The sequence below is a fragment of the Methylobacterium sp. C1 genome (assembly GCF_001854385.1).
Classification (GTDB): Bacteria; Pseudomonadota; Alphaproteobacteria; order Rhizobiales; family Beijerinckiaceae; genus Methylobacterium; species Methylobacterium radiotolerans.
Genome location: NZ_CP017640.1, coordinates 2,536,070 through 2,556,718, shown reverse-complemented (window position 1 = coordinate 2,556,718; position 20,649 = coordinate 2,536,070). Strand labels below are relative to the sequence as shown.

Below are 20,649 nucleotides of genomic sequence, written 5' to 3'. Positions count from 1 at the left end.
CGTCGCCGGACGGGCGGGGCGCGTCAGGACGCCCGGCCCGCCTCCGTCCGGTCGCCCAGGAGGCGCCGCGCCGACGAGATGACCTGGAGCGTCTGGGAGCTCAGCTGCTCCTCGCGCGCCCGCAGCGCGTAGTGTCTCAGACGGACGATGAGCTGGTCCTCGTCCGGGACCCCGTGGTCCATACCGCCCATCACGAAGTCGGTGATCGTCCGTCGGAGCAGCGTCTCGAAGACGTCGTCCGTATTCGCCCGCCCTGCAACCATGAGGACTTCTCCTTCTGCGAAGCGGCGCCTTTTTCGGAGCGTTAAGTTACGGCATGATTTCGGAACATCTCACACACCAAACCCGCGGCGCCCGGCGTGCTCTTCCGCACAAGGCGGGCGCGTGGGTGCCCGGCCCGCCGGAACGCCGAATGTTATGGCTGTAATCATCGGCCAAGCTCCCGCAATCATCCTGTAGCTCGGGCTTCCGAGAGTTCTCGCGCAACACAGCAGCGAGAATTTCCGGATGAATGCGACCGACGATCTGACCCGACAGGCCGGGCCGCCCGGCTCCCCGGCCGATGTCCCGACGCTGACGGTGGCGGAGCTCGAGGCCGACCCGCACGGCGTGTTCCGGGCGTGGCGGCCCAGGCTGCCCTTCGTCGGCCACGAGATCGCGGGCGTCCTGATCCTCCGCGCCCGCGACGTCGATCTGCTGATGCGCGACCCCCGCGCCCAGGCGACGGAGACGCTCTATCCGGAATCGCGCGCGATCCCCGAGGGCGCGCTGTTCGACATCTTCGCGCACGGCATGCTCACCGCCAACGGCGCGGTCCACCGCCGGCGCCGCTCGCCCTTCACCCGCACCTTCGCGGCCCGCCTGATCGAAGGCCTGCGCCCCCGGATCCGCGTCGCCGCGGAGGGCCTCGTCCGCGACTGGCTGGGGGACGGAGAGGTCGACCTCGTCGCGCGCTACACCGCCCAGATCCCCGCCCAGGCCATCGCCGACATCCTCGGCCTGCCGCGCGACGACATTCCCCGGTTCACGCACCTCGCCTACGAGGTCTCGCGGGTCCTGAGCTTCACCTTCGGACCGGAGGACATCCCGGACCTCGAGGCGGCGGCGGTCGCGCTGCAGGACTACGTGGCCGCGATCCTCGCCGCGCGCCGGTCGGCGCCCCGCGACGATTTCCTGTCGCGCTTCCTCGCGGAGGCCGAGGCGGCCGGCGAGCTCACGCCGCAGGAGGTGGTGATCCAGCTCGTGCAGATGATCATCGGCGGCACCGACACGACCCGGGTCGCCGGCGCCATGCAGGTGGCGCTGCTGCTGCAGCATCCCGAGCAGTGGGCGGCGGTCAGCCGCGATCCCGAGCTGATCCCGGCCGCGGTGGCGGAATCCCTCCGCTACGAGCCGAGCGCCGGGTCCGCCGGACGCGTCGCCCGGGAGGACATCCCCCTCGACGGGCACGTCGTGCCGGCCGGGAGCCTGATGCTGCTCTCGACGCTGTCGGCGATGCGGGACGAGACGGTCTACGCGCGTCCCGACACCTTCGACATCCGGCGCACCGACCTCCCGCGCCTCCACCCGGTCTTCGGCGGTGGCGCGCACCGGTGCATCGGCGAGGCCCTGGCACGGATCGAGCTGGAGGAGGGGCTGGGCGCCGTGCTGCGCCTCGCCCCGCGCCTGCGCCTGACCGGTGCGATGCCGGTCCTCCGGGGCCACAGCGGCATCCGCCGCATCGACGCGCTGCGGGTCGCCGCCTAGCGCCCGCGCCGCCTCCCGCGCGCCCGTTGCAGCCGTAGCCACTTCGGCTCCGCGCCGCAGCCACGCCGTAACGGGCCGCCCCCAGCCTCGCTCCCGGACGCCCCGACGATCGTGCCGCGATCGCGCGGCGCCCTCACGTCCCACACGGAAAGGACATGCGATGAAGGTCCTCCTCTGCTCGACGCCCGCCACGGGCCATCTCAATCCCCTCCTCGCGATCGCCCACATGCTGACCGCCGACGGTCACGAGGTCATGGTCCTCTCGGGCTCGGCCTTCCGCGACCGCGCCGTGGCGGCCGGCGCCCGCTTCATGGCCCTGCCGGGCGCGGCCGATTTCGACGGCCGCGACCTCCGCGCCGTCGTGCCCGAGCTGGCCCAGATCGCGCCGGGGCCGGACTGGCTGCGCGTCGCCATGGAGCGCATCTTTGTCGACCGCATCCCCGACCAGGCGCGCGGCCTGCGCGCGGCGCTGCGGGCCTTCCCGGCCTCGGTGGTGATCGGCGACGACATGTTCTTCGGCGTGCTGCCATCGCTCCTGGGGCCCCGCGCGGAGCGCCCCGCCATTGTCCTGTGCGGCACCTCGATCCTGCACTGCGCGCGGCCCGACCGGGCTCCGGCCTTCCTGGGCCTCCCGCCGGCCGAGACGCCCGAGCAGGAGGCCGCCTACGGCCGCATCGCCGAGGCCTACGACGCGGCGGTCGACCGGCCGGTCGGGCTGAGCCTCGCCGCCAAGCTGGCGGAACTCGGGCGCGCCGCCCCGCCCTGGCCGCTGTTCGACGCGGTGGTGCGGCTCGCCGACACCTACCTGCAGCTCACCGTCCCGAGCTTCGAGTACCCTTTCCCGCTGCCGCCGACGGTGCGCTTCATCGGGGCGCTGCCGATCGTCCCGGGGCAGGCGGCGCTCCCGCCCTGGGCGGCCGATCTCGACGGCGCGCGCAAGGTCGTGCTGGTCACGCAGGGCACGGTCGCGAACCACGATTTCGGCCTGCTCGTCGGCCCCGCCCTCCGGGCCCTCGCCGATGAGCCCGACATCCTGACCGTGGTGACGGGCGGCGGCCGGGGGCTCGACGCCATCCCGGGCCCGATCCCCGCCAACGCGCGGCTCTCGCCCTACCTGCCCTTCGAGTGGCTGCTGCCACGGGTCGACGCCATGGTGACCAACGGCGGCTACGGGAGCGTGAACCAGGCCCTGAGCCACGGGATCCCCCTCGTCGCCGCCGGCCTCACCGAGGACAAGGCCGACGTCAACGCCCGCATCGCGTGGTCGGGTGCCGGGATCGACCTCGCCGCGAACGACCCGGCGCCGGAGGCGATCCGGCAGGCGGTGCGGACCGTGCTCGACGCGCCCGGCCATCGCCGGGAGGCGCGGCGCCTCGCCGCCGAGTTCGCCACCTACGACGCGAAGGCCGAGATCCTGCGGCTCCTGTCGAGCCACGGCGGCCGCGCGCGCAGCGCCGCCTGACCGGTCCCGCTCCCGACCCGAGGGCCGTCCCGGCGCGGACGACCCTCTCATCCGCGCCCATCACGGCACCCGGTCCGGCGGACCGGGTGCCGTTCGCGTCTCGGGGCGACGCGTCCGATCTCCGGTCGCGATCGTCCCGGCAACGATCCTGAGCACACCCGTCGATCGCGCCACATTTCTGCTGTCATTGTTTTCCGATCCGCCGAAATCGCGGTGAAAGATCGGGTTTTTACTTTGGCTCCTCCACCACGAGGAGCACCAGATCATGAAATCTCACCGCACACGCACCGCCGCGGCCCCCGCGATCGGGACGCTGCTGATGGTCCTGGCGGCCCCGACCGAGGCGCGGGCGCAGCCGGTCCCGCGCTTCGCGCAGCCCGACGTTCAGCGCCTCGCGGCGATCATCCATGCACGCCCGTTCCGGACGGATCTGGACCTCCGCTCCCCCGCCGTGGCGCGCGAGCACGCGCGGGCCCGGCGCATCATCGGCCGCGTCTGCACGGGCTGCTGATGCCCGCGATGGCGCTCCGGCAACCCCGCGCGGACAGAGCGGACGCCTGTCCCGGCCGCGCGGGGGGTGCCGGGCGACGGGCGGGGACCGCCCCGATCCGCCGACGCCTCGCCGTCGCGGCGGCGGAGCACGGCCGGCTCCTCGCCGCGGCGCCCCTGCCGCTGCTCCTGGCGCTCGCGGCCACGACGACGCCGGAGCCGGTCACCCTCGGGCTCGGCGGCCTCGCCCTGGCGTGGCTCTCGCTGCGGGTGCAGCGCCTGCGCGGAGCCGCGCGCGCCGCGACGCGCCAGCGGAACAACCTCGCGCGCCTGACCGCGCCGACGGTCGCCCGATGGGTCGCCGAGACGGATCGCGCCGCCCGGCGCCCCGGCTGGGAGCAGGAGGCGACGGTGCTCTTCGCCGACATCCGCGGTTTCACCCGCCTCTGCGAGGGCATGGCGCCCGGCGAGGTCGCGGATTTCCTCGCCGCGTTCCGGTCCCGCGCCGCGCGCGCGATCGAGGCGGCGGGCGGGCTCGTCGACAAGTTCGTCGGCGACGAGGTGATGGCGGTGTTCGGCGTGCCGGACGCGGCGGCCGGGGACGCCGAGCGCGCCATCGCGGCGGCGCGCGCGCTCGCGGCCGCGATGGCGGCCTGGAGCCGGGAGCGCGGGGAGGCCGGCCAGCCGCCGGTGCGGCTCGGCATCGGACTGCATCGCGGCCCGGTCTTCATCGGCGTCATCGGGGCGGAGCGCATCGAGTTCACGGCGGTCGGCGACACCGTCAACGTGGCCCGTCGCCTGGAACAGATGACCCGCGCGCTGCCCTGCGACTGCCTCGCCTCGGAGGCGGTGGTGCGGGCCGCGCCGTCCGGCGGGGCGCGGCTGATCGCCGTCGGGCCGGTGCGCGGCGCCCGCACCGTCCTGCGCCTGTTCACCCTCCGGCTCGACCCGCCGCGGACGCGTGCGGACCGAACCGGCGCGTCCTGAAGACCCGGCGGGGCAGGGGGCGGCGACCGCGGCCCGCCGCCGTTCCGGATGCCGCCCTCACGCGCGGGGTCCCTCGGCGAGATCGTCGAGGTCGACGCGCCGGGTGATCCCCAGCGCGTCCAGGAAGGTCGCGTCGTGGCTGACGACGAGGAGCGCGCCGTCATAGGCCGCCAACCCGGCCTCGAGGGCCGCGACCGCGTCCAGGTCGAGGTGGTTGGTCGGCTCGTCGAGGAGCAGGAGGGGCGGGGGCGCGCGGTTGCCGAGCGCGCAGGCGAGGGCGGTCCGGACCTGCTCGCCGCCGCTCAGCGCCGCGACGGGGCGGTCGGCGGCGGCCGACCGGAACTGGAATCGCGCCAGGGCCGCCCGGCACCCGTTCGCGTCCTCCCCCGGGTTGAGACGCGCGAAGTTGTCGGCCACGGTCCGGTCGCGGTCGAGCAGGTCGAGGCGCTGGTCGAGCAGCGCGGCGCGCACGCCGACCGACACGCGGCCCGACCACGGGCTGAGGCGGCCGGCGACCACGGCGAGCAGGGTCGACTTCCCCGACCCGTTCCGCCCGCAGAGGGCGACGCGCTCCGGACCCGTGACCGCGAGGGACACGGCCCTCAGGACCGGTTGTCCCGGCCGGTAGCCGACCGTCACATCGGTGAGCGCGAGGACGTGCCGGTCGGCGTGGAGCCCGCTCGGCGGGACCGCGATCGCGGCCGGCTTCACCGACGCGATCCGGTCCCGGGCCTCGATCAGTTCGGCCTCGGCGCCGGCGCGCTGGCGCTCGGTGAGGCGCGCGCTCCCGCCCGCCGTCCGCTCGGCGTTGTCCCGGCGGGCCCCGGCCAGGATGCGGGGCAAGTCGCCCTTCGCGGAGCGGCGATGCCCGGCCGCGTCGCGGCGCTGCTGGCGCTCGACCCGCTCCTGCGCCCGGCGGGCGAGGTCCGCCGCCCGCTTCTCGGCGACCGCGAGGTCGTGCTCGGCCGCGGCGAGGCGCGTCGCCTTGGCCTGCCGGAAGGCCTCGAAATTGCCCCGGTAGCGGGTCGCCCCCGCCGGCGCGAGGTCCACGATGGCGTCCATCGCGTCCAGCAGGGCCCGGTCGTGGCTGACCACGACCGCGCCGGCGCGCCAGCCCTGCAGCACCTCGCGGACCGCCCGCCGCCCGTCGCGATCGAGATCGTTGGTCGGCTCGTCGAGGAGCAGGAAATCCGGCGCGGCGAAGACCGCCGCGGCGAGCGCCGCGCGGGCGCGCTGCCCGCCGGAGAGGCGCCGCAGCGGCGTGTCGGGGCTCACCGGCACGCCCGTCCGCGCCAGCGCTCCCGTCAGGCGCTCCGCGAGCGTCCAGTCGGCGAGGGCGAGCTCGTCGGCCTCCGCCGCACCGGTCTCCGCGCGGCGGAGCAGCGCCAGGCCCGCGGTCGCGCCGAACAGGTCGGCGACGGTCTCGTCCGCGGTCGGGCCCGCGAACTGGCGCAGCAGCGCGACCGTGCCGTCGCGGTGGACGGTGCCGCTCGTCGGCGCGAGGCGGCCCGCGAGGAGGCTCAGGAGCGTGCTCTTGCCGGCGCCGTTGCGGCCGACGATGCCGGTCCGCTCCCGCGCGAAGCTGGCGGTGATGCCGGAGAGGACCGGGCGCTCGTCAGGCGCGGTCCACGCGACGTTCAGGAGGGCGAGCTGTGCTGGCATGCGGAGAGACGGTCCTGGCGGCAAGGCGGGGCGGCGTTGCAGTCAGGGTCAGTCTCATCGGCGTCTCGGCTCCGGCGGGGCGCCTCGGTAGCGCCGGCCGCGCCCTCCCGCAATGCCGCCGTCGCTTTTTTCGCCGGGATGTCACAAACCGGGACGCTGCATCGTCTCGTCGCCGACCGGGAGGCCGGAGCGGCAGGGTGCCGCTCGGCCCGGTCCGCGCCGGAGACGGGAAACATGAAGATCGTGGTGATCGGCGGCAGCGGGTTGATCGGCCGGCATCTGAAGGCCGAGCTGGAGCGCGCGGGCCACGAGGCCGTCCCCGCCTCTCCGAGCACGGGCGTCGACGCCGTGACCGGCGACGGCCTCGCCGAGGTCCTCGTCGGCGCCGACGCCGTGGTCGACGTCGCGAACGCGCCCTCCTTCGAGGACGCGGCGGTGCTCGACTTCTTCGAGCGCTCGAGCCGCAACCTCCTCGCCGCCGGCCGGCAGGCGGGCCTCAAGCACCACGTCGCCCTCTCGATCGTCGGCACGGATCGCCTGGACGGCAACGGGTACTTCCGGGCGAAGGTCGCGCAGGAGCGGCGGATCGCGGCCTCGGGCCTCCCCTACACCATCGTCCGCGCGACGCAGTTCTTCGAGTTCATCGCCACGATCGCCGAGGCCTTCGCGGTGGGGGATCGGATCGTCGTGCCGGACGCGGATTTCCAGCCCATCGCGGCCACGGACGTCGCCGCGGCGCTCGCCGCGGTGGCGGTCGGCGCGCCCGCCGACGGGACGATCGACGTCGCGGGGCCGGAGCGCTCGTCGTTCCGGGCGTTCGTCGCCCGGCGCATGGCGGCCGCCGGCGACGGCCGCGCGGTGACGGTTGACGGCGCGGCCCGCTACTTCGGCGCCCCGCTGGCGCGGGGCTCCCTGGTTCCCGACGACGGGGCCGCGGCCCGCCTCGGCGGCACGCGCTTCGAGACCTGGCTCGCGACGGCATGACGGGACCCGACCGTCCCCGCGGACAGGTCCGGCCGCGACGCGTCCGGGCATCCGATCCGGTCGCGCGGCCGGTGCACGGGGACGGGACCGCCACCTTCGAGGCCCACCGCCCCCGGCTCCTCCGCATCGCCTACCGCATGCTCGGCTCGCGCAGCGAGGCCGAGGACGTCGTGCAGGACGCGTGGCTGCGCTGGGTCGCGGCGGACCGGACCGGGGTCGCGGCGCCCGACCGGTTCCTCGCGCGCGTCGTGACGCGGCTCTGCCTCGACCAGATCAAGTCGGCGCGCGCGCGGCGGGAGAGCTATGTCGGCCCCTGGCTGCCGGAGCCGCTGGTCGAGGCGGCGGCGGACGGCGTGGACGAGGACGACCTCACCCTGACCCTGATGCTCGCGCTCGAGCGGCTGTCCCCCTTGGAACGCGCGGCCTTCCTGCTCCACGACGTGTTCGGCCTGCCGCTCGGCGACGTCGCGGAGACGCTCGGGCGCGCGCCGCCGGCGGTGCGCCAGCTCGCGGCGCGCGCGCGCCGGAACGTCCGGGCCGCGCGCCCGCGCTATCCCGTGACCCGCGACGAGGGCGAGCGCGTCGCCCGGGCGTTCTTCGAGGCCTCCGCGAGCGGCGATGTCGCGCGGCTGCGGACGCTGCTCGCCGACCGCGTGACGCTGTCCTCGGACGGGGGCGGCAAGGTGCTCGCCTTCGTCAATCCGATCCGGGGGCTGGAGCGCCTGCTCCGGCTCTACGCGGGCGTGCGGCGCAAGTGGGGTGACGACCGGGCGGCGCTGGTCGCGTTCGTGTGGATCGACGGGCTTCCGGGCTATGTCAGCCGCGAGCGCGGCGGCCTCCTGCAGACGACCGCCCTCGCGATCGAGAACGGCCGGATCGACGCCATCTACGTCACGCGCAATCCCGACAAGCTCCGCCACGTCGCGCGCGCCGTCGCGGCCGGGCCGACGCGCGGCGGCGCGGCCGCGACCGGAGCGGGCCCGTCTTGACGACCCGCCCCGCGGCGCGGCTTGCATGGTGCGCGGCGGGCCCTCGCGTCGCCGCAGGTGGACCGACCCACGCGGACTGATCAACCATGCCGGCGCGCCCGCTCGTCCTGTTTCCCGATCCGCGCCTGACGCGCCCGGCCGAGCCGGTCGACGCGTTCGGGCCGTCCCTGCAGGCCCTGGCCGACGACGTCCGGGACACGCTCATGGCCGAGAGCGCCATCGGCCTGACGGCCCCGCATATCGGCGTCCCCGCGCGCCTCGTGGTGGTCCGGATGTCGCCGGACGAGAGCGCCCGCATCTACGTGAACCCCGTCGTGTCCTGGGCGTCCCCCGAGACGGCAACCCACGACGAGGGCAGCGTCAGCATGCCGGGGGTGCGCGAGCGGATCGCCCGGCCCGCCCGCATCCGCCTGAGCTACCGCGACCTCGACGGGTCCGCCCGCGAGGCGGAGACGGAGGTCTTCCCGGCCGCGGTCCTCCAGCACGAGATCGACCAGCTCGACGGCGTGTTCTGGATCGCCCGCCTGTCGCGGCTGAAGCGCGAGCGGCTGCTGAAGCGGTTCGAGAAGGGCCGGCCCGCCTAGACAGGTCCGGGCCCCGCCGGCGGGAGCCGGCGCCCCGCCGCGAGCGTGCTGGCGGAGCCGGCGCAGGGAGGGCTAGGATGAGGGCGACGTCGCCAGCCCTCCGGACTTGTCTCCGCAGAACGGACCTTGCGCATGCATCCTGCCGTGGCCGCCGCCACCGCCTTCAAGGCGGTTCACGAGACCGGTCAGGTCCCGGACTACGAGCGCATCCTGCGGCAGGGCTACAGCCGCTTCCTCGCCCCGGGTGACGTCGTCGTCGATGTCGGCGCCCATACCGGGCTCCACCTCGTCGCGTTCGCCGACCTCGTCGGTCCGACCGGCAAGGTCCACGCCTTCGAGCCGATCCCGTTCCTGATGAAGGACCTGGCGCGGCGGTTCGGCCGGCGGCCCGAGGTGGAGCTGCACGACGTCGCCCTCTCCGACACCGCGGGGCGGACCGCATTCACGGTCGCCAGCGTGCACGGCGAGAGCGGGCTCCGCGCCCGCTACTTCAGCAGTCCCGCCATCACGTCGAAGACGATCACGGTCAGGACGGCGAGGCTCGACACCGTCCTCGGTCATCTCCCCGCGGTGGCCTACATCAAGATGGACATCGAGGGCGGGGAGCTGAACGCCCTGAGCGGCGCGGCCCAGCTCCTCCGGCGATGCCGCCCGATCGTCAGCGTGGAGTACGGCTGGGCCGGCTACTCCGCCTACGGGCACGCGCAGGACTCCCTCTACCGGTTCGCCGAGAGCCACGGCTACATCTGCGCGGACATCACGGGAAACCTGATCGACGACGCGAGCACGTGGCTCGCGGTCAGCGACTGCGTGACGTGGGATTTCTTCCTCGTCCCGCAGGAGCGTCGACCGGACTGGGGCGCGATGTTCGCGCTCCGCCCGGTGCCTGGACCCGCGTGATCCGGACCCGGGCGGGACAGCGCGACCGGTCCGGATCACGCGGCGGAACAAGCGCCGCGCATGGTGCGTTGCACGCTCCCGCTTCTGCGCCGTCCGGCGTGGCCGTCCGTCCATCGTGCCCAGTCCCGAAGGTCCGTCAGGACCGCGCGCAGGGTATCTCAGACCAACCCGCGTGAAGGGTCGTGACCGTGCCGAAATCGCGGCAGCCGCTGCAATCCTCGTCCGCCGCCAGCGCGCCGCTGGTGAGCCTGCGTCGCGGATCGGGCCAGCTCTTCGAGAGCGAGCGTCGCCTCAACGCGGTCCTCGACAACGCCTCCGTGTCGATCTTCCTGATGGATGACCGCCAGCATTGCATCTACATGAACCGCGCCGCCGAGCAGCTGACCGGCTGGACGCTGCGCGACGTTCTCGCCCGCGACTGCCCGCTGCACGACATCGTCCACCACAGCTACCCGGACGGCCGGCCGTTCCCGCTGGAGGAGTGTGCGATCGACCGCGCCTTCCCGGAGAACAACCAGGAGCGGGGCGAGGAGGTGTTCGTGCACAGGGACGGGCACTTCTTCCCCGTCGCGTTCACCGCCAGCCCGATCCGCGACGACGCGACCAACATCATCGGCACGATCATCGAGGTCCGCGACATCAGCGACGAGAAGGCGGCGGCCGAGCGCCAGCGCCTGCTGATCAACGAGCTCAATCACCGGGTGAAGAACACCCTCGCCACCGTGCAGTCGATCGCCGCGCAGACCTTCCGGGGGCAGACGGACCAGACGGCGCGCGCCGTCTTCGACGCCCGGATGGCCGCCCTGTCAAACGCCCACAACGTGCTGGTCGAGGACAATTGGGAGAGCGCCAGCCTCCGCAGCGTGGTCGAGCGCGCGCTCGCCCCCCACCTTTTGGCAGAGGTCGATCCCGGCCGCTTCCGGTTACAGGGACCGGACGCGCGATTGCACCCTAAGGTGGCAGTGACGCTGGCAATGGCCTTGCACGAGTTGATGACCAACGCGGCGAAGTACGGCGCCCTGTCGACGCCCGAAGGCCAGGTCGCGGTGACGTGGTCCCTGCACGACCGGGATGACGGCCGGCAGCAGCTCGACCTGCTCTGGGAGGAGCGGGGCGGCCCACCGGTCGCGCCCCCGACCCGCAGGGGGTTCGGCTCACGGCTCATCGAGCGGCAATTGCCGCTGGAGTTCGACGGCAGCGCGGCGATCACCTACGCGCCCGCGGGCGTGACTTGCCAGATGCGGATCCCGCTGACCCGCCTCGGCTGGATCGGCCAGGAGACGGTCGAAGGACCGCGCGCGCCATGACGCCGCTCGCCGGACGCCGGGTGCTGCTGGTCGAGGACGAGAGCCTCGTCGCCATGCTGGCCGAGGACATGCTGCTCGACCTGGGCTGCGAGGTCGTGGTGGCGATGCGCCTCGACAGGGCCCTGGCCCATGCCCGGAGCGAGGCGTTCGATCTGGCGGTGCTGGACGTGAATCTCGGCGACGCGCGCAGCTACCCGGTCGCCGACCTGCTGCTGGCGCGCGGGACGCCGTTCCTGTTCGCCACCGGGTACGGGCAGCACGGCCTGGACGCAGCCTATCAGGCCGTTCCGGTGCTTCAGAAGCCCTATCAGGCGGCGCCGCTCGAGCATCTGCTGCTCCGCCTGCTGAGCGGCGAGGACGCGTGCCGCGCGGACCCGACCGGCCTGCCGCCGTCCTGCCGCTGTCGGGCATCCGAGCCCGCCCACGGGCAGTTCCGCGCCGATCCCATCCGCTGAGGCGGCCGGGCCGATGCGGGGACCGAAGCGACGGCACGGCGCCGACCGGCAGGGAGGGGCACTACCATGATCGATCTCAACACGGCGACGGCCGAGGAGCTGGACAGCGTTCCGGCCCTGAAGGGCCACGGCTTCGAGATCGTGCGTTACCGGGAGGAGCGCGGCCGGTTCACCAGCCTGCGGCAGCTCGACGAGGTGCCGGGCCTCAGCGGCAAGACCGACGGCATCGCCGATCAGGTCACGGTCGCGGAACACCCTTAGCGCCGGTTCCGAGCGGGCTGGGACCGAGGCGATCGCCGAGCCCGTGCCGCGAGCGGCGCGGGTCCCTTCTCCCGTACCGGAGAGGGGCATGGTGCGGCGGTCCCGACCGGGGGCGCCGTCCTTCCGAAACCTCGCGACAGGATCGGGAACGGCTGCGGCGCCGGACCCACGGGGTCGCACCGGTTCAGCACCGCCCGCGTACGCACGGATCTGCCCCTGCGGCGGATCGCGGGACCGCTGGCCCGGCGGGATGGCCGGGCGCGGCCGAACCCGGAGGATCGCGGCTGACATGCTTTCGCCGCCTGTCCGTGTGATGGGCTGCGCGAGCGGTGTGAACGCCGCGCGGGCCGACGATGCCCGCGCAAGCCCGAGCTTCGAGAAGCAACGATGAACATGCAGGTCGAGAAAGCCCAGGGCAGGCCTCTGAAAGGCATCGACCGGAACAAGGTGATCGCGCAGTCGCTGCGGCAGTTCGCGCGCCTCCCGGGCCTGCCCGACACCAAGAAGGGCGTGCGCTCCTATCAGAGCCACGTCAAAAGCGACCCCTGGCTGCCGCTCCTGTTCGTTGTCTGCTTCGTCCTCCCGACCCTGGCCGCCGGGATCTACTACGGGCTGATCGCCTCCGACCGCTACGTCACCGAGGCGCGATTCGCGATCCGGCCGACCATCGGAACCGCCGACAAGGCGACACCCGACACGGTCGGCACGAATGCCGGCGTGATCAAGGCGACCGTCGCCCAGGAAACGCTCATCGCGCAGGAGTACATCCACAGCCGGCCGATGGTCGAAGCGGTCTCCGCGGAACTCCCGATCCGCGCGTGGTTCGGTCGGGACGACATCGACATGTTCTCCCGCTTCAACCCTGAGAAGCCGGTCGAGAAGTTCCTGCGGTACTGGCGGCGCCGGGTCGATGTCGACGTCGAATCCGCGTCCGGCATCATGTCGCTGACTGTCGAGGCCTTCGATCCCGACGAGTCGCTCGCCATCACCAAGGCGGTCATGGCGGACACCGAGCGGATGCTGAACGAGCTCAGCATGCCGTCCCGGAAGGACGCCCTCGACGTGAGCACGCGCGTCCTGAAGCTCGCGGAGGAGCGGGAGGCCAAGGCCAACGCTGCCCTGAACGAGCTGCGCAACCGCGAGGGCGTGCTCGACGTCATCAAGTCGAACACCGCCACCATCAAGTCTGTCTCGGAACTGCGGGAGACGCGCACCAAGCTCGCCGTCCAGCTCGCGGTGCTCCAGCGGGACCTCGGCCCGCAATCCCGCAGCATCGTCGACCTGAAGCAGCAGATCGGTGATCTCGACGCGAACATCGCGCGGGTCCAGCAGCAGCTGGCCGGCACCGCGCCGACGGAGAAGCGGCGCCTGTCGGACGCGCTCACGCGGTTCGAGGATCTCGAGCACGAGCGCGAGAACGCCGAGAAGTATCATCGCGACGTGCAGCTGGCCTATGACCGGGCCCGCATCGTCGCCCAGCAGCAGGTCGTGGCCCTGGTGCCGATCGTGGAGCCCATCAAGGCCGGGTCCTCGACCGAGCCCCGCCGCATCCTGATGACGAGCATCATCACAGCCGCCGCCGCCGTGCTGTTCGCGGCCGCGATGTTCACCCGCCGCATGCTCATCACCTGATCCCGGGTCAAGCCGGCACACGGCCGGCACCACGAAAAAGCCCGCCGCGGCGGACCGGGCGGGCTGAGGGAGTGCTTGGGAGGAAGCGGAACCGTACGGCGGATCCCTCTGGTATGCCAGATACCGGATCGCAGGGCAGGTCTGCGAAATCGCGCGGTCTACCGAGGGAATACATTTCCTGAACGAGGCATCGGGCCGGCCAGACCGGGTGTCGAAGCTGTCGGCGACAGCGGTCTTCGGCTGCGCCCGCGCCGCTCCTAGGCAGCCGCCGCCCGGGGCCGGGTCCGCTCCTCGAGGCCGCGGATCGTCGCGGTGAACAGCCTGTCCAGGGCGTCACACGCGTCCGCCCGCTCGGCGCAGGCGGCGCTCCGGGCAGCCTCCTCGATGACGCGCAGCCGCGCCACGAGGGCGCGCGCGCCGACATTCGCGCTCATCGACTTGAGACTGTGCGCGGCCCGGGCGATGGCCGGCTGATCGGAGGCGGCGAGGGCCGCCCTGAGATGGGCGAGCGCCACCGGACCCTGGGCCCGGTACAGGTCGAGGACGCGGTCGAGGAAGGCGCCGTCCCCGAGGCCGAGCAGCCCGTCCAGGACCTCGGCGTCGAGGAGGTCGTCGGCCGCCTCGGGCGGCGCGGCGACCGGGCCGACCGATTCGGGCGTGCCGGTTCGCGCGGGGGCGTCCGCCGGCGCGCCGCGCAGCGCCGGCACCTGCGCCTGCAGCAGGTCGGCGAGCTGGCGCAGGGTGAAGGGCTTCAGGAGCGTCCCGTCCATGCCGGCCGCCACGGCGGCGTCCGCGGCCTCGCCGAGGACGTGCGCCGTGAGGGCGACGATCGGAACGCGCCCGCCGGCGGTCGCCTCGCGCTGCCGGATCCGCCGCGCGGCCGCGAAGCCGTCCAGGACCGGCATGCTGCCGTCCATCAGGATCAGGTCGAAGTGCCGCGCCGCGGCGGCCGCCACGGCCGCGGCCCCGTCCTCGACGGTCACGACGTCGGTCACGCCGCAGCGGGCCAGCGCCTCGCGGGCGACCTCGCAATTGACCGCGCTGTCGTCGGCGACGAGCACCCGCGCGGCCGGGAATTGCGGGAGCGCCTCGGCCGTGGCGGCTGTCGCGGCCGAGGGCGCGGACGCCGCGAGGGCGTCCCCGGCGGCCAGCGCCGCCAGGACGGGTTGCCACTCCGCCTGGGTCACCGGCCAGCGCAGCACCGCGTCGGCGAGGCCGGCGCTGAGCACCGCGTCCGCCGCGCCGTCCCCGGCCCGCGACGGCGAGCACCCGCCCGCCCGGTCCGGCGGCGGCCCGCCGCCACGAGGGCGGCCGCGTCGCCGATCCAGTGGCGGCGGTGCCGCTCCCCGGCGCGACCGGCGCCCCGGTGCGAAGCCGGCCGCGCCAGCCGGCCGCAGGGCGGCGCGGGTGGCGGGGCCGGCCGCGTCCAGCACGATCGCGCGCGGCACCGCCTCGCGGCGCCGGACCGGGCGGGCCGGCTCCGCGACGGTCACGGGGATGCGCGCCGAGAAGGTCGAGCCCGCGCCGACGCGGCTCGTCACCGCCACGGTGCCGCCCATGGCGGCGACGATCTGCTGGGCGATCGAGAGCCCGAGGCCGGTGCCGCCGAACCGGCGGGTCGTCGACTGGTCGGCCTGCGAGAAGGCCGAGAAGATCGTGGCCAGCTTGTCCTGCGGGATGCCGATCCCGGTGTCGGAGACCGCGATGACGAGGCAGCCGTCGCCGGCATCGATCGCCATCCGGACGGAGACGTGGCCGGCCTCGGTGAACTTCAGCGCGTTCGACACGAAGTTGCTCAGCACCTGCCCGAGGCGGACCGGGTCGCCGAGGATCGCGCGCGGAACCTCCGGCGCGACCTCGGCCGCGAGGTCGAGCCCGGCCGTCCGGGCCCGCTCGGCGAAGAGCGTCACCGCGGTGTCGGCCAGTTCGGCGGGGCTCACGGGCACGCGCTCGAGCTCGAGCTTGCCCGCCTCGACCTTCGCGAAATCGAGGATGTCGTTGATGATCGCCAGCAGCGACCGGCCGGACCGGGCGATCACCTCGGCGTAGCGGCGCTGGCGCGCGGGCAGGTCGGACCCGGCCAGCAACTCGGCCATGACCAGCACGCCGTTCATCGGGGTCCGGATCTCGTGGCTCATCGTGGCCAGGAAGGCCGACTTGGCGGCGTTGGCGGCGTCGGCGACCTGCTTGGCCTCGCTCAGGTCGGCCGTCCGGGCGCTGACCTCGGCCTCGAGGTGAGCGCTGTGGGCGGCGAGGCGGTGATCGCGCTCGTTCACCGCCGACAGCAGATCGTTGAAGGTCCGCGCCAGCGCGCCGACCTCGTCGTCGCCTCCCACGGGCGCGCGCTGCGCGTAGTCGTGGCGCAGGCGGGCCGCCTCCATGGTGCGGGCGAGGGCGGCGAGCGGGCGCGTGACGCTGCGCTGCAGGTAGAGCGACACGCCGACGCCGATCGCGACGGCGAGCAGCGCCGCCAGCGCGGCGTTCTGCGCGGCCGCCCAGATGTGGCCGAGGATGTCGTCGGTCTCGCCGATCAGCACGACCCGGCCGACGGGCAGCCCGTTCTCCACGATCGGCGCGGTCGCCTGGAGGCTCCGGGTGGCGAGCAGGTGCAGGAGGGACAGGTCCGCGCCGTCCTGGGCGGCGTCCCGGGTCAGGCGCAGGCCGATCCCCTGCTCGGCGAGGACGGACCCGTCCAGCCGCTCGATCGCGCCGTAGACGATGGACGGCACCTTGCCGATCGCCCGCAGCGACGCGTCCGCGCCGTCGGCGTCGCCCGCGGCGGTGGCCCGGGCGCCGCCATGCGCGAAGACCTGCGCGACGGCTTCCAGCGCCGCCTGCTTGTCGGCGGCGTAGCGGGCGACCTCGCGCCAGACCGACAGCGCCGCCGCCAGGACGAGCGCCGCCGTGACGGCGCCGGTCACCGCCAGAGCCAGCCGGCCCGCCAGGGAGCGCCTCGGCCTCAGCCACGCGAGATGCACGCTCTGCTCCTTGAGGTGGCCCGGTCGGGCCCGAACGCGGGAAGGGGCGGGGAAGGGGGGACGGGAACGGGGATGGTGTCAGGCGGCGGCGCGCAGGCAGGTCCGCGTCACCGCGTCCCAGCCCGCGAGGAACGCCTCGACGCAGCGGGGATCGAAGTGGCGGCCGCTCTGGTCCGCCACGAAGGCCCGCGCCCGCTCGAGCGGCCAGGCCGCCTTGTAGGGCCGCTCGGTCACGAGGGCATCGAACACGTCCGCCACCGCCACGATGCGCCCGGAGAGCGGGATCGCCTCGCCGCGCAGGCCCTTCGGGTAGCCGGTGCCGTCCCAGCGCTCGTGGTGGCTCTCGGCGATCTCGGCGGCGAGCCGCACGACGTCGGAGGTGCTGCCCTCCAGGATCCGCCGGCCGCGCTCGGCGTGCTTCTCCATCTCGGCGCGCTCCTCGGCGGAGAGCGGTCCCGGCTTGAGCAGGATCGCGTCGGGCACGCCGATCTTTCCGACATCGTGCATCGTGGAGGCGAGCTTCAGGATCCGGATCTCCTCCGGGTCGAAACCGAGGTTCCGGGCGATGACGCCCACGTAGCCGGCCACCCGGGCGATGTGGTCGCCGGTATCGGTGTCGCGGTGCTCGGCGGCGCGCATCAGGAGGGCGATGATCTCGCGCTCCCGCGCCTCGATGACGGCGACCGCCGCCGCGACCTCGCGGGCGAGCCAGGCGGCCCGGTCCTGCTCCTGCCGGTGGGCCGCGCTAATCTTCATCAGGTTGGTGATGCGTGCCTGGATCTCCACGGGATCGCAGGGCTTGCCGAGGAAGTCGGTGGCGCCGGCGCGCAGGGCCTCGTGGCGCAGGCTGCGCTGGTCGAGGCTCGTCACCATCACGATCGGCACGTGCGCGAAGCCCGGGATCGCCCGCGCCGCCGCGATGACCTCGAGGCCCGTCAGGCCGGGCATGTCGTAGTCGGTGACGACGACCCCGATCCGGTCGACATGCGCCCGCAGGAAGTCGAGCGCCGTCACGGGGCACGTGAAGGCGACCGGCTCGCAGTCCGCCACGGGCTTGAGCGCCTGCATGATCAGCAGGTTGTTCATCTCGGAATCGTCGAGGATCAGCGCGAGCACCGTGTCACTCCCAGGCGACGAGCCGTCGACGCAGGATCCGCATCGCGTCCTCCCTACTGCGACAGCAGCAGCTTGCCCGAGAGGGGGCCGACCCCCTTGGGCACCGGCACGCTGGTCGCGTCGTAATTCGCGTTCAGATAGAGGTTCGGGCCCTGGTACAGGTTGACCTGCTGGGCCACGATCACCGTGTAGGCCGACTGGTCGGCGACGGGCTTGTCGGCGTCGATCACGACGCGACCGGCCGGCAGGTAGAGCGTCCCCAGCATAGTTCGCGCGTTGTCGCTGATGATGCGGTAGGTCCGCATCGGCTTGGTCGCGGCCAGCGGCGGCGGGGTCGGCGACGGGGGCGACGGGGGCGACGGCAGCAGCGGCGCGACAGCCTGGTCCAGGCCGGCGAGGATCGCCGCGGGATCGACGGGATCGCTGACCGTGCGCTCCTCCATCATCAGCAGGCCGGCCATGGGGCCGGTGGTCGGCGCCGACAGGCTGACCGTTGTCTTCTTGTCGAAGAGGAGACCGCCCTTGTTGCCGGTGAAGTAGAAGGCGACGTCGGTGCCGGACATGGCGGCGCTCTGGTCGACGATGAGCGGCCCGTCCTTCATCACGTAGGTGCCGGCGCGCAGCGTCACCGAGGCGTTCTTGGTGATGCGCAGGCCGCCGCAATAGGTGCCCGGCTCGAGGGTGGCGCTCTGGTCGACGAGGTTGCCGCCGGTGTCGCGCTTGCTGTTGGCCGAGGAGGGGATCGCCGTGCACGCGCCGACCGGCGGCGCCGCCCGGTCCTTCAGGGGGTCCTGGATCGGCGGGCAGCCCGTCTGCGGCGGCGGCGCGAAATTCGCGCGGGCGCCGTCGAAGCCGCCGGCGGTGCAGATCGTCTGCGCCCGGGCATAGGCGCTGTCCTTGCCGACCATGCCGCGCGGGCTCTGCGAGTTGCTGTAGAGGGAGCAATCCTGGGCGGTCACCTCGGCGCTCTTCTCCAGCTCGAACGCGCCGGCGGCGAGCGGGTCCAGCGTCAGCAGGCAGAGGCGCATCTTGCCCACGACGCGGACCGTCGAGCGGACCGAGACCTTGACGGCGGGCACGCCGACGAAGCCGCCGAACGCGAGCTTGACGGTCTCGTCCACCGTCGTGGCGACGCTGGTCTTGTCGTCCGCCACCTCGACCCGCAGGGCGTAGGGGCTCTCGGGGCGCGGCGCCGCCTGGGCGTGGACCGTGTCGACCACGATGCTCTTGGCCGCCGCCGAGGTCGCGACGGCGAGCTTGAGGTAGTTGCCGGCCGCGAGGACGCCGGCATCGGCGGCGTTCTGAAGCTGGCTGCGCCGGGCGGCGAGGCGGGCGTAATCGATGCCGCCCCCGGTCAGGCCGAGCAGCACAACGGCGCTCAGGCCGAAGGTCAGGGCGACCGAGCCGGACCGGTCGGTCACGGCCCGCGAGCCCGCGCGGAGCACTCTCCAGAAGGGGGAAATGGACGCGTCTCCCAGGGCGGGACCGGATCGGCGGCTGCGGCGGCACCGGCCACCGCTCCGGCAGGCGTAGAGTCCAGCTCCTAAAATTCCGTCGCGCCGGAGCCCCGGAAAGCTGTCGGAGCTCGAGTAAGGCCCCTTTAGCTGTGAACAACGTCTATACGCTGCCCTCCAAGGCCCGCCGCTGCGCCGACGACTGGCCGCATCGGGACCAGCACCGTGAGAGGATACAACAATACACAACCTGAGGGCGAATCTGGCCCCTCATCAAGCGTCGCGCCGGCAAAATCTTCCTGAACACGCAATTTCTACTCAGATTTGAACCGTTTTTAAACGGCCTCGTCATAGGGTTATTTCGTCCGCGCCTCTGCGTCCGGACAGCGGCAGGCGTGGACCTGCAGAGTTCGTTCGGCATGATGGGCATCTTGCGGCGCGTCGCGACCGGCCGCCGTCCCGGCGGGACCGAGGGCACCGCCCGGCGCGTTCGGCGGTTCGCCGGTCACCGGACCGGCGCCTCAGCTGTGGAGTTCGCGCTCCTGGCCGCGCCGTTCCTGGCGCTCCTGGGCGTCGTGGCGGAAGCCGGCGTCATCGCCATCGAGCAGCAGACGCTGGACATCGCGGTCGACCGGAGCGTCCGGCAGCTGCGCACCGGCACCTTCCAGGACGGCTCCGACGGCAGCGATCCGAGTGAGCGCCTCCGGAAGATCGTCTGCACCGGCCCCTCGGCGCTGTTCCCCTGCGCCGATCTGCGCCTCGACGTCTCGCGGACACCCTCGTTCGCGACCTCGCAGCCGGCGGAACCGTTCGACAAGACCACGAAGAACTGGACGCCGGGCTTCGGCCAGCGGTTCGAGTGCCCGCAGGGCGGCGACACCGTCACGGTCCGGGTCGCCGTGCCGGTGATGCGGCTGTTCCAGATGCTGGATTTCACCGGCCGGATCATGGCCGACAAGACGCAACTGCTGGTCACGACCGAGATCTTCAGGGCCGAGGATTACGAGCCCAAGCCGTGCTGAGCGGCCGTCCGCGCGCCTGCCTGATCCGCTTGATCGGCGACCGGGAGGGCGTCAGCGCGATCGAGTTCAGCGTGATCGCCCCGATCCTGCTGCTGATCCTCATGGGGTCGATCGAGCTGCCCCGGGCCTACATGATCGGGAAGCGGCTCGACAACGCGGCCGCCACGATGGCCGACCTGATTTCCCGCGGCAGCTACGCCGACCTCAAGCCGGTCTTCGCCGCGACGGGCGCGATCTCCAACCCCTACGACGTGAGCCGGGCGAGCATCGTGCTGACGGCGGCGGGCACCTACAGCGACGGCAGCTCGGCGACGACCAAGGTCTGCTCGAGCGCCGAGTCCAACGGACAGGCCCGCACGGCGGGCTCCTCGCTCGGCGCACCGCCCGCCGGGATGACCCGGAACGGCGACCGCTTCGTCGTGTCGGAAGTCACGATGACCTACCACCCGATCTTCCCGGTCCTCTCGAACCTGACCCGGTGGACCTTCCGGTACAAGAAGATCTGGCCGGTGCGCGGCGGCGAGATCTACAACGGGCAGAGCGAGGTGGTTCTGCCCGGGGGCAAACCCTGCCCGGCCTGACGGGCGGGCGCTTCGCGCCGGGCCGGCGCTGCGGCCGGCG

Annotated in this window: 19 protein-coding genes; 14 read left to right on the top strand and 5 right to left on the bottom strand. The window is 73.4% G+C overall.

Annotation, left to right across the window (positions count from 1 at the left end; translation table 11 throughout):
* Positions 1-23 precede the first annotated feature (23 nt).
* A complete protein-coding gene (locus tag BKE41_RS11775) occupies positions 24-263 on the bottom strand; it encodes a hypothetical protein (protein ID WP_024830213.1) in 240 nt (79 codons plus the stop codon).
* Positions 264-507: 244 nt separating this feature from the next.
* On the opposite strand from BKE41_RS11775, the gene BKE41_RS11770 reads away from it, so the two are divergent.
* From BKE41_RS11770 to BKE41_RS11755, 4 genes are all read left to right on the top strand, one after another.
* Positions 508-1,746 carry a cytochrome P450 gene (locus BKE41_RS11770; protein WP_070999437.1) on the top strand — a complete coding sequence of 413 codons (1,239 nt, stop codon included), beginning with the start codon at positions 508-510 and terminating at the stop codon, positions 1,744-1,746.
* Positions 1,747-1,906: 160 nt separating this feature from the next.
* Positions 1,907-3,208: a nucleotide disphospho-sugar-binding domain-containing protein gene (locus BKE41_RS11765; protein WP_029359506.1), complete on the top strand. Its 1,302-nt coding sequence runs from the start codon at positions 1,907-1,909 to the stop codon at positions 3,206-3,208.
* 265 nt (positions 3,209-3,473) lie between these two features.
* Positions 3,474-3,719 carry a hypothetical protein gene (locus BKE41_RS11760; RefSeq protein ID WP_070999436.1) on the top strand — a complete coding sequence of 82 codons (246 nt, stop codon included), beginning with the start codon at positions 3,474-3,476 and terminating at the stop codon, positions 3,717-3,719.
* 8 nt (positions 3,720-3,727) lie between these two features.
* Positions 3,728-4,684 (top strand): adenylate/guanylate cyclase domain-containing protein, encoded by a 957-nt coding sequence (locus tag BKE41_RS11755; RefSeq protein WP_024830217.1) that lies wholly within the window; start codon positions 3,728-3,730, stop codon positions 4,682-4,684.
* A 57-nt stretch (positions 4,685-4,741) separates the two neighbouring features.
* Here the strand turns inward: BKE41_RS11755 and BKE41_RS11750 are convergent, their stop codons facing one another.
* On the bottom strand, positions 4,742-6,346 hold the full coding sequence (locus BKE41_RS11750) for an ABC-F family ATP-binding cassette domain-containing protein (protein WP_070999435.1): 1,605 nt from the start codon (positions 6,344-6,346) through the stop codon (positions 4,742-4,744).
* Positions 6,347-6,580: 234 nt separating this feature from the next.
* Between BKE41_RS11750 and BKE41_RS11745 the strand changes: the two genes are divergently transcribed.
* The 8 genes from BKE41_RS11745 to BKE41_RS11710 all read left to right on the top strand — a co-directional run bounded on the left by BKE41_RS11745 (position 6,581) and on the right by BKE41_RS11710 (position 13,458).
* Positions 6,581-7,330, top strand: coding sequence for an NAD(P)H-binding protein (locus tag BKE41_RS11745; RefSeq protein WP_070999434.1), 750 nt, complete (start codon positions 6,581-6,583; stop codon positions 7,328-7,330).
* Entirely contained in the window at positions 7,327-8,319 is a 993-nt protein-coding gene (locus BKE41_RS11740) for a sigma-70 family RNA polymerase sigma factor (RefSeq protein WP_024830220.1), read from the top strand. Before BKE41_RS11745 ends, BKE41_RS11740 begins: the two co-directional genes overlap by 4 nt.
* Positions 8,320-8,405: 86 nt before the next feature.
* A complete protein-coding gene (locus BKE41_RS11735; protein WP_070999433.1) occupies positions 8,406-8,903 on the top strand; it encodes a peptide deformylase in 498 nt (165 codons plus the stop codon).
* A gap of 132 nt (positions 8,904-9,035) precedes the next feature.
* The gene (locus BKE41_RS11730) at positions 9,036-9,803 is read left to right on the top strand and encodes an FkbM family methyltransferase (RefSeq protein ID WP_070999431.1); all 768 of its coding nucleotides are present in this window, start codon (positions 9,036-9,038) and stop codon (positions 9,801-9,803) included.
* A gap of 182 nt (positions 9,804-9,985) precedes the next feature.
* Positions 9,986-11,110, top strand: a complete 1,125-nt coding sequence (locus tag BKE41_RS11725; RefSeq protein ID WP_244413236.1) for an HWE histidine kinase domain-containing protein — start codon at positions 9,986-9,988, stop codon at positions 11,108-11,110.
* Positions 11,107-11,565 (top strand): response regulator, encoded by a 459-nt coding sequence (locus BKE41_RS11720; protein WP_012319064.1) that lies wholly within the window; start codon positions 11,107-11,109, stop codon positions 11,563-11,565. Before BKE41_RS11725 ends, BKE41_RS11720 begins: the two co-directional genes overlap by 4 nt.
* 66 nt (positions 11,566-11,631) lie before the next feature.
* The gene (locus BKE41_RS11715) at positions 11,632-11,826 is read left to right on the top strand and encodes a helix-hairpin-helix domain-containing protein (protein WP_012319063.1); all 195 of its coding nucleotides are present in this window, start codon (positions 11,632-11,634) and stop codon (positions 11,824-11,826) included.
* 387 nt (positions 11,827-12,213) lie between these two features.
* A complete protein-coding gene (locus tag BKE41_RS11710; RefSeq protein WP_024830223.1) occupies positions 12,214-13,458 on the top strand; it encodes a capsule biosynthesis protein in 1,245 nt (414 codons plus the stop codon).
* A gap of 257 nt (positions 13,459-13,715) precedes the next feature.
* Here the strand turns inward: BKE41_RS11710 and BKE41_RS11705 are convergent, their stop codons facing one another.
* From BKE41_RS11705 to BKE41_RS11695, 3 genes are all read right to left on the bottom strand, one after another.
* On the bottom strand, positions 13,716-16,436 hold the full coding sequence (locus BKE41_RS11705) for an ATP-binding protein (RefSeq protein ID WP_070999430.1): 2,721 nt from the start codon (positions 16,434-16,436) through the stop codon (positions 13,716-13,718).
* Positions 16,437-16,514: 78 nt separating this feature from the next.
* Complete coding sequence (locus BKE41_RS11700; protein ID WP_043073660.1) at positions 16,515-17,552, bottom strand: HD domain-containing phosphohydrolase; 1,038 nt, start codon at positions 17,550-17,552, stop codon at positions 16,515-16,517.
* A gap of 53 nt (positions 17,553-17,605) precedes the next feature.
* A complete protein-coding gene (locus BKE41_RS11695) occupies positions 17,606-18,997 on the bottom strand; it encodes a Tad domain-containing protein (protein ID WP_043073659.1) in 1,392 nt (463 codons plus the stop codon).
* Positions 18,998-19,401: 404 nt separating this feature from the next.
* Between BKE41_RS11695 and BKE41_RS11690 the strand changes: the two genes are divergently transcribed.
* The gene (locus BKE41_RS11690; RefSeq protein WP_234742008.1) at positions 19,402-20,028 is read left to right on the top strand and encodes a TadE/TadG family type IV pilus assembly protein; all 627 of its coding nucleotides are present in this window, start codon (positions 19,402-19,404) and stop codon (positions 20,026-20,028) included.
* Positions 20,022-20,609, top strand: a complete 588-nt coding sequence (locus BKE41_RS11685; protein WP_043073658.1) for a TadE/TadG family type IV pilus assembly protein — start codon at positions 20,022-20,024, stop codon at positions 20,607-20,609. Before BKE41_RS11690 ends, BKE41_RS11685 begins: the two co-directional genes overlap by 7 nt.
* The last annotated feature ends 40 nt before the right edge of the window (positions 20,610-20,649 follow it).

What these genes read in the sequence shown, in the direction of transcription:
- BKE41_RS11775 (WP_024830213.1), bottom strand. Translation starts at nt 263, where the DNA reads ATGGTTGCAGGGCGGGCGAATACGGACGACGTCTTCGAGACGCTGCTC.
- BKE41_RS11770 (WP_070999437.1), top strand. Translation starts at nt 508, where the DNA reads ATGAATGCGACCGACGATCTGACCCGACAGGCCGGGCCGCCCGGCTCC.
- BKE41_RS11765 (WP_029359506.1), top strand. Translation starts at nt 1,907, where the DNA reads ATGAAGGTCCTCCTCTGCTCGACGCCCGCCACGGGCCATCTCAATCCC.
- BKE41_RS11760 (WP_070999436.1), top strand. Translation starts at nt 3,474, where the DNA reads ATGAAATCTCACCGCACACGCACCGCCGCGGCCCCCGCGATCGGGACG.
- BKE41_RS11755 (WP_024830217.1), top strand. Translation starts at nt 3,728, where the DNA reads ATGGCGCTCCGGCAACCCCGCGCGGACAGAGCGGACGCCTGTCCCGGC.
- BKE41_RS11750 (WP_070999435.1), bottom strand. Translation starts at nt 6,346, where the DNA reads ATGCCAGCACAGCTCGCCCTCCTGAACGTCGCGTGGACCGCGCCTGAC.
- BKE41_RS11745 (WP_070999434.1), top strand. Translation starts at nt 6,581, where the DNA reads ATGAAGATCGTGGTGATCGGCGGCAGCGGGTTGATCGGCCGGCATCTG.
- BKE41_RS11740 (WP_024830220.1), top strand. Translation starts at nt 7,327, where the DNA reads ATGACGGGACCCGACCGTCCCCGCGGACAGGTCCGGCCGCGACGCGTC.
- BKE41_RS11735 (WP_070999433.1), top strand. Translation starts at nt 8,406, where the DNA reads ATGCCGGCGCGCCCGCTCGTCCTGTTTCCCGATCCGCGCCTGACGCGC.
- BKE41_RS11730 (WP_070999431.1), top strand. Translation starts at nt 9,036, where the DNA reads ATGCATCCTGCCGTGGCCGCCGCCACCGCCTTCAAGGCGGTTCACGAG.
- BKE41_RS11720 (WP_012319064.1), top strand. Translation starts at nt 11,107, where the DNA reads ATGACGCCGCTCGCCGGACGCCGGGTGCTGCTGGTCGAGGACGAGAGC.
- BKE41_RS11715 (WP_012319063.1), top strand. Translation starts at nt 11,632, where the DNA reads ATGATCGATCTCAACACGGCGACGGCCGAGGAGCTGGACAGCGTTCCG.
- BKE41_RS11710 (WP_024830223.1), top strand. Translation starts at nt 12,214, where the DNA reads ATGAACATGCAGGTCGAGAAAGCCCAGGGCAGGCCTCTGAAAGGCATC.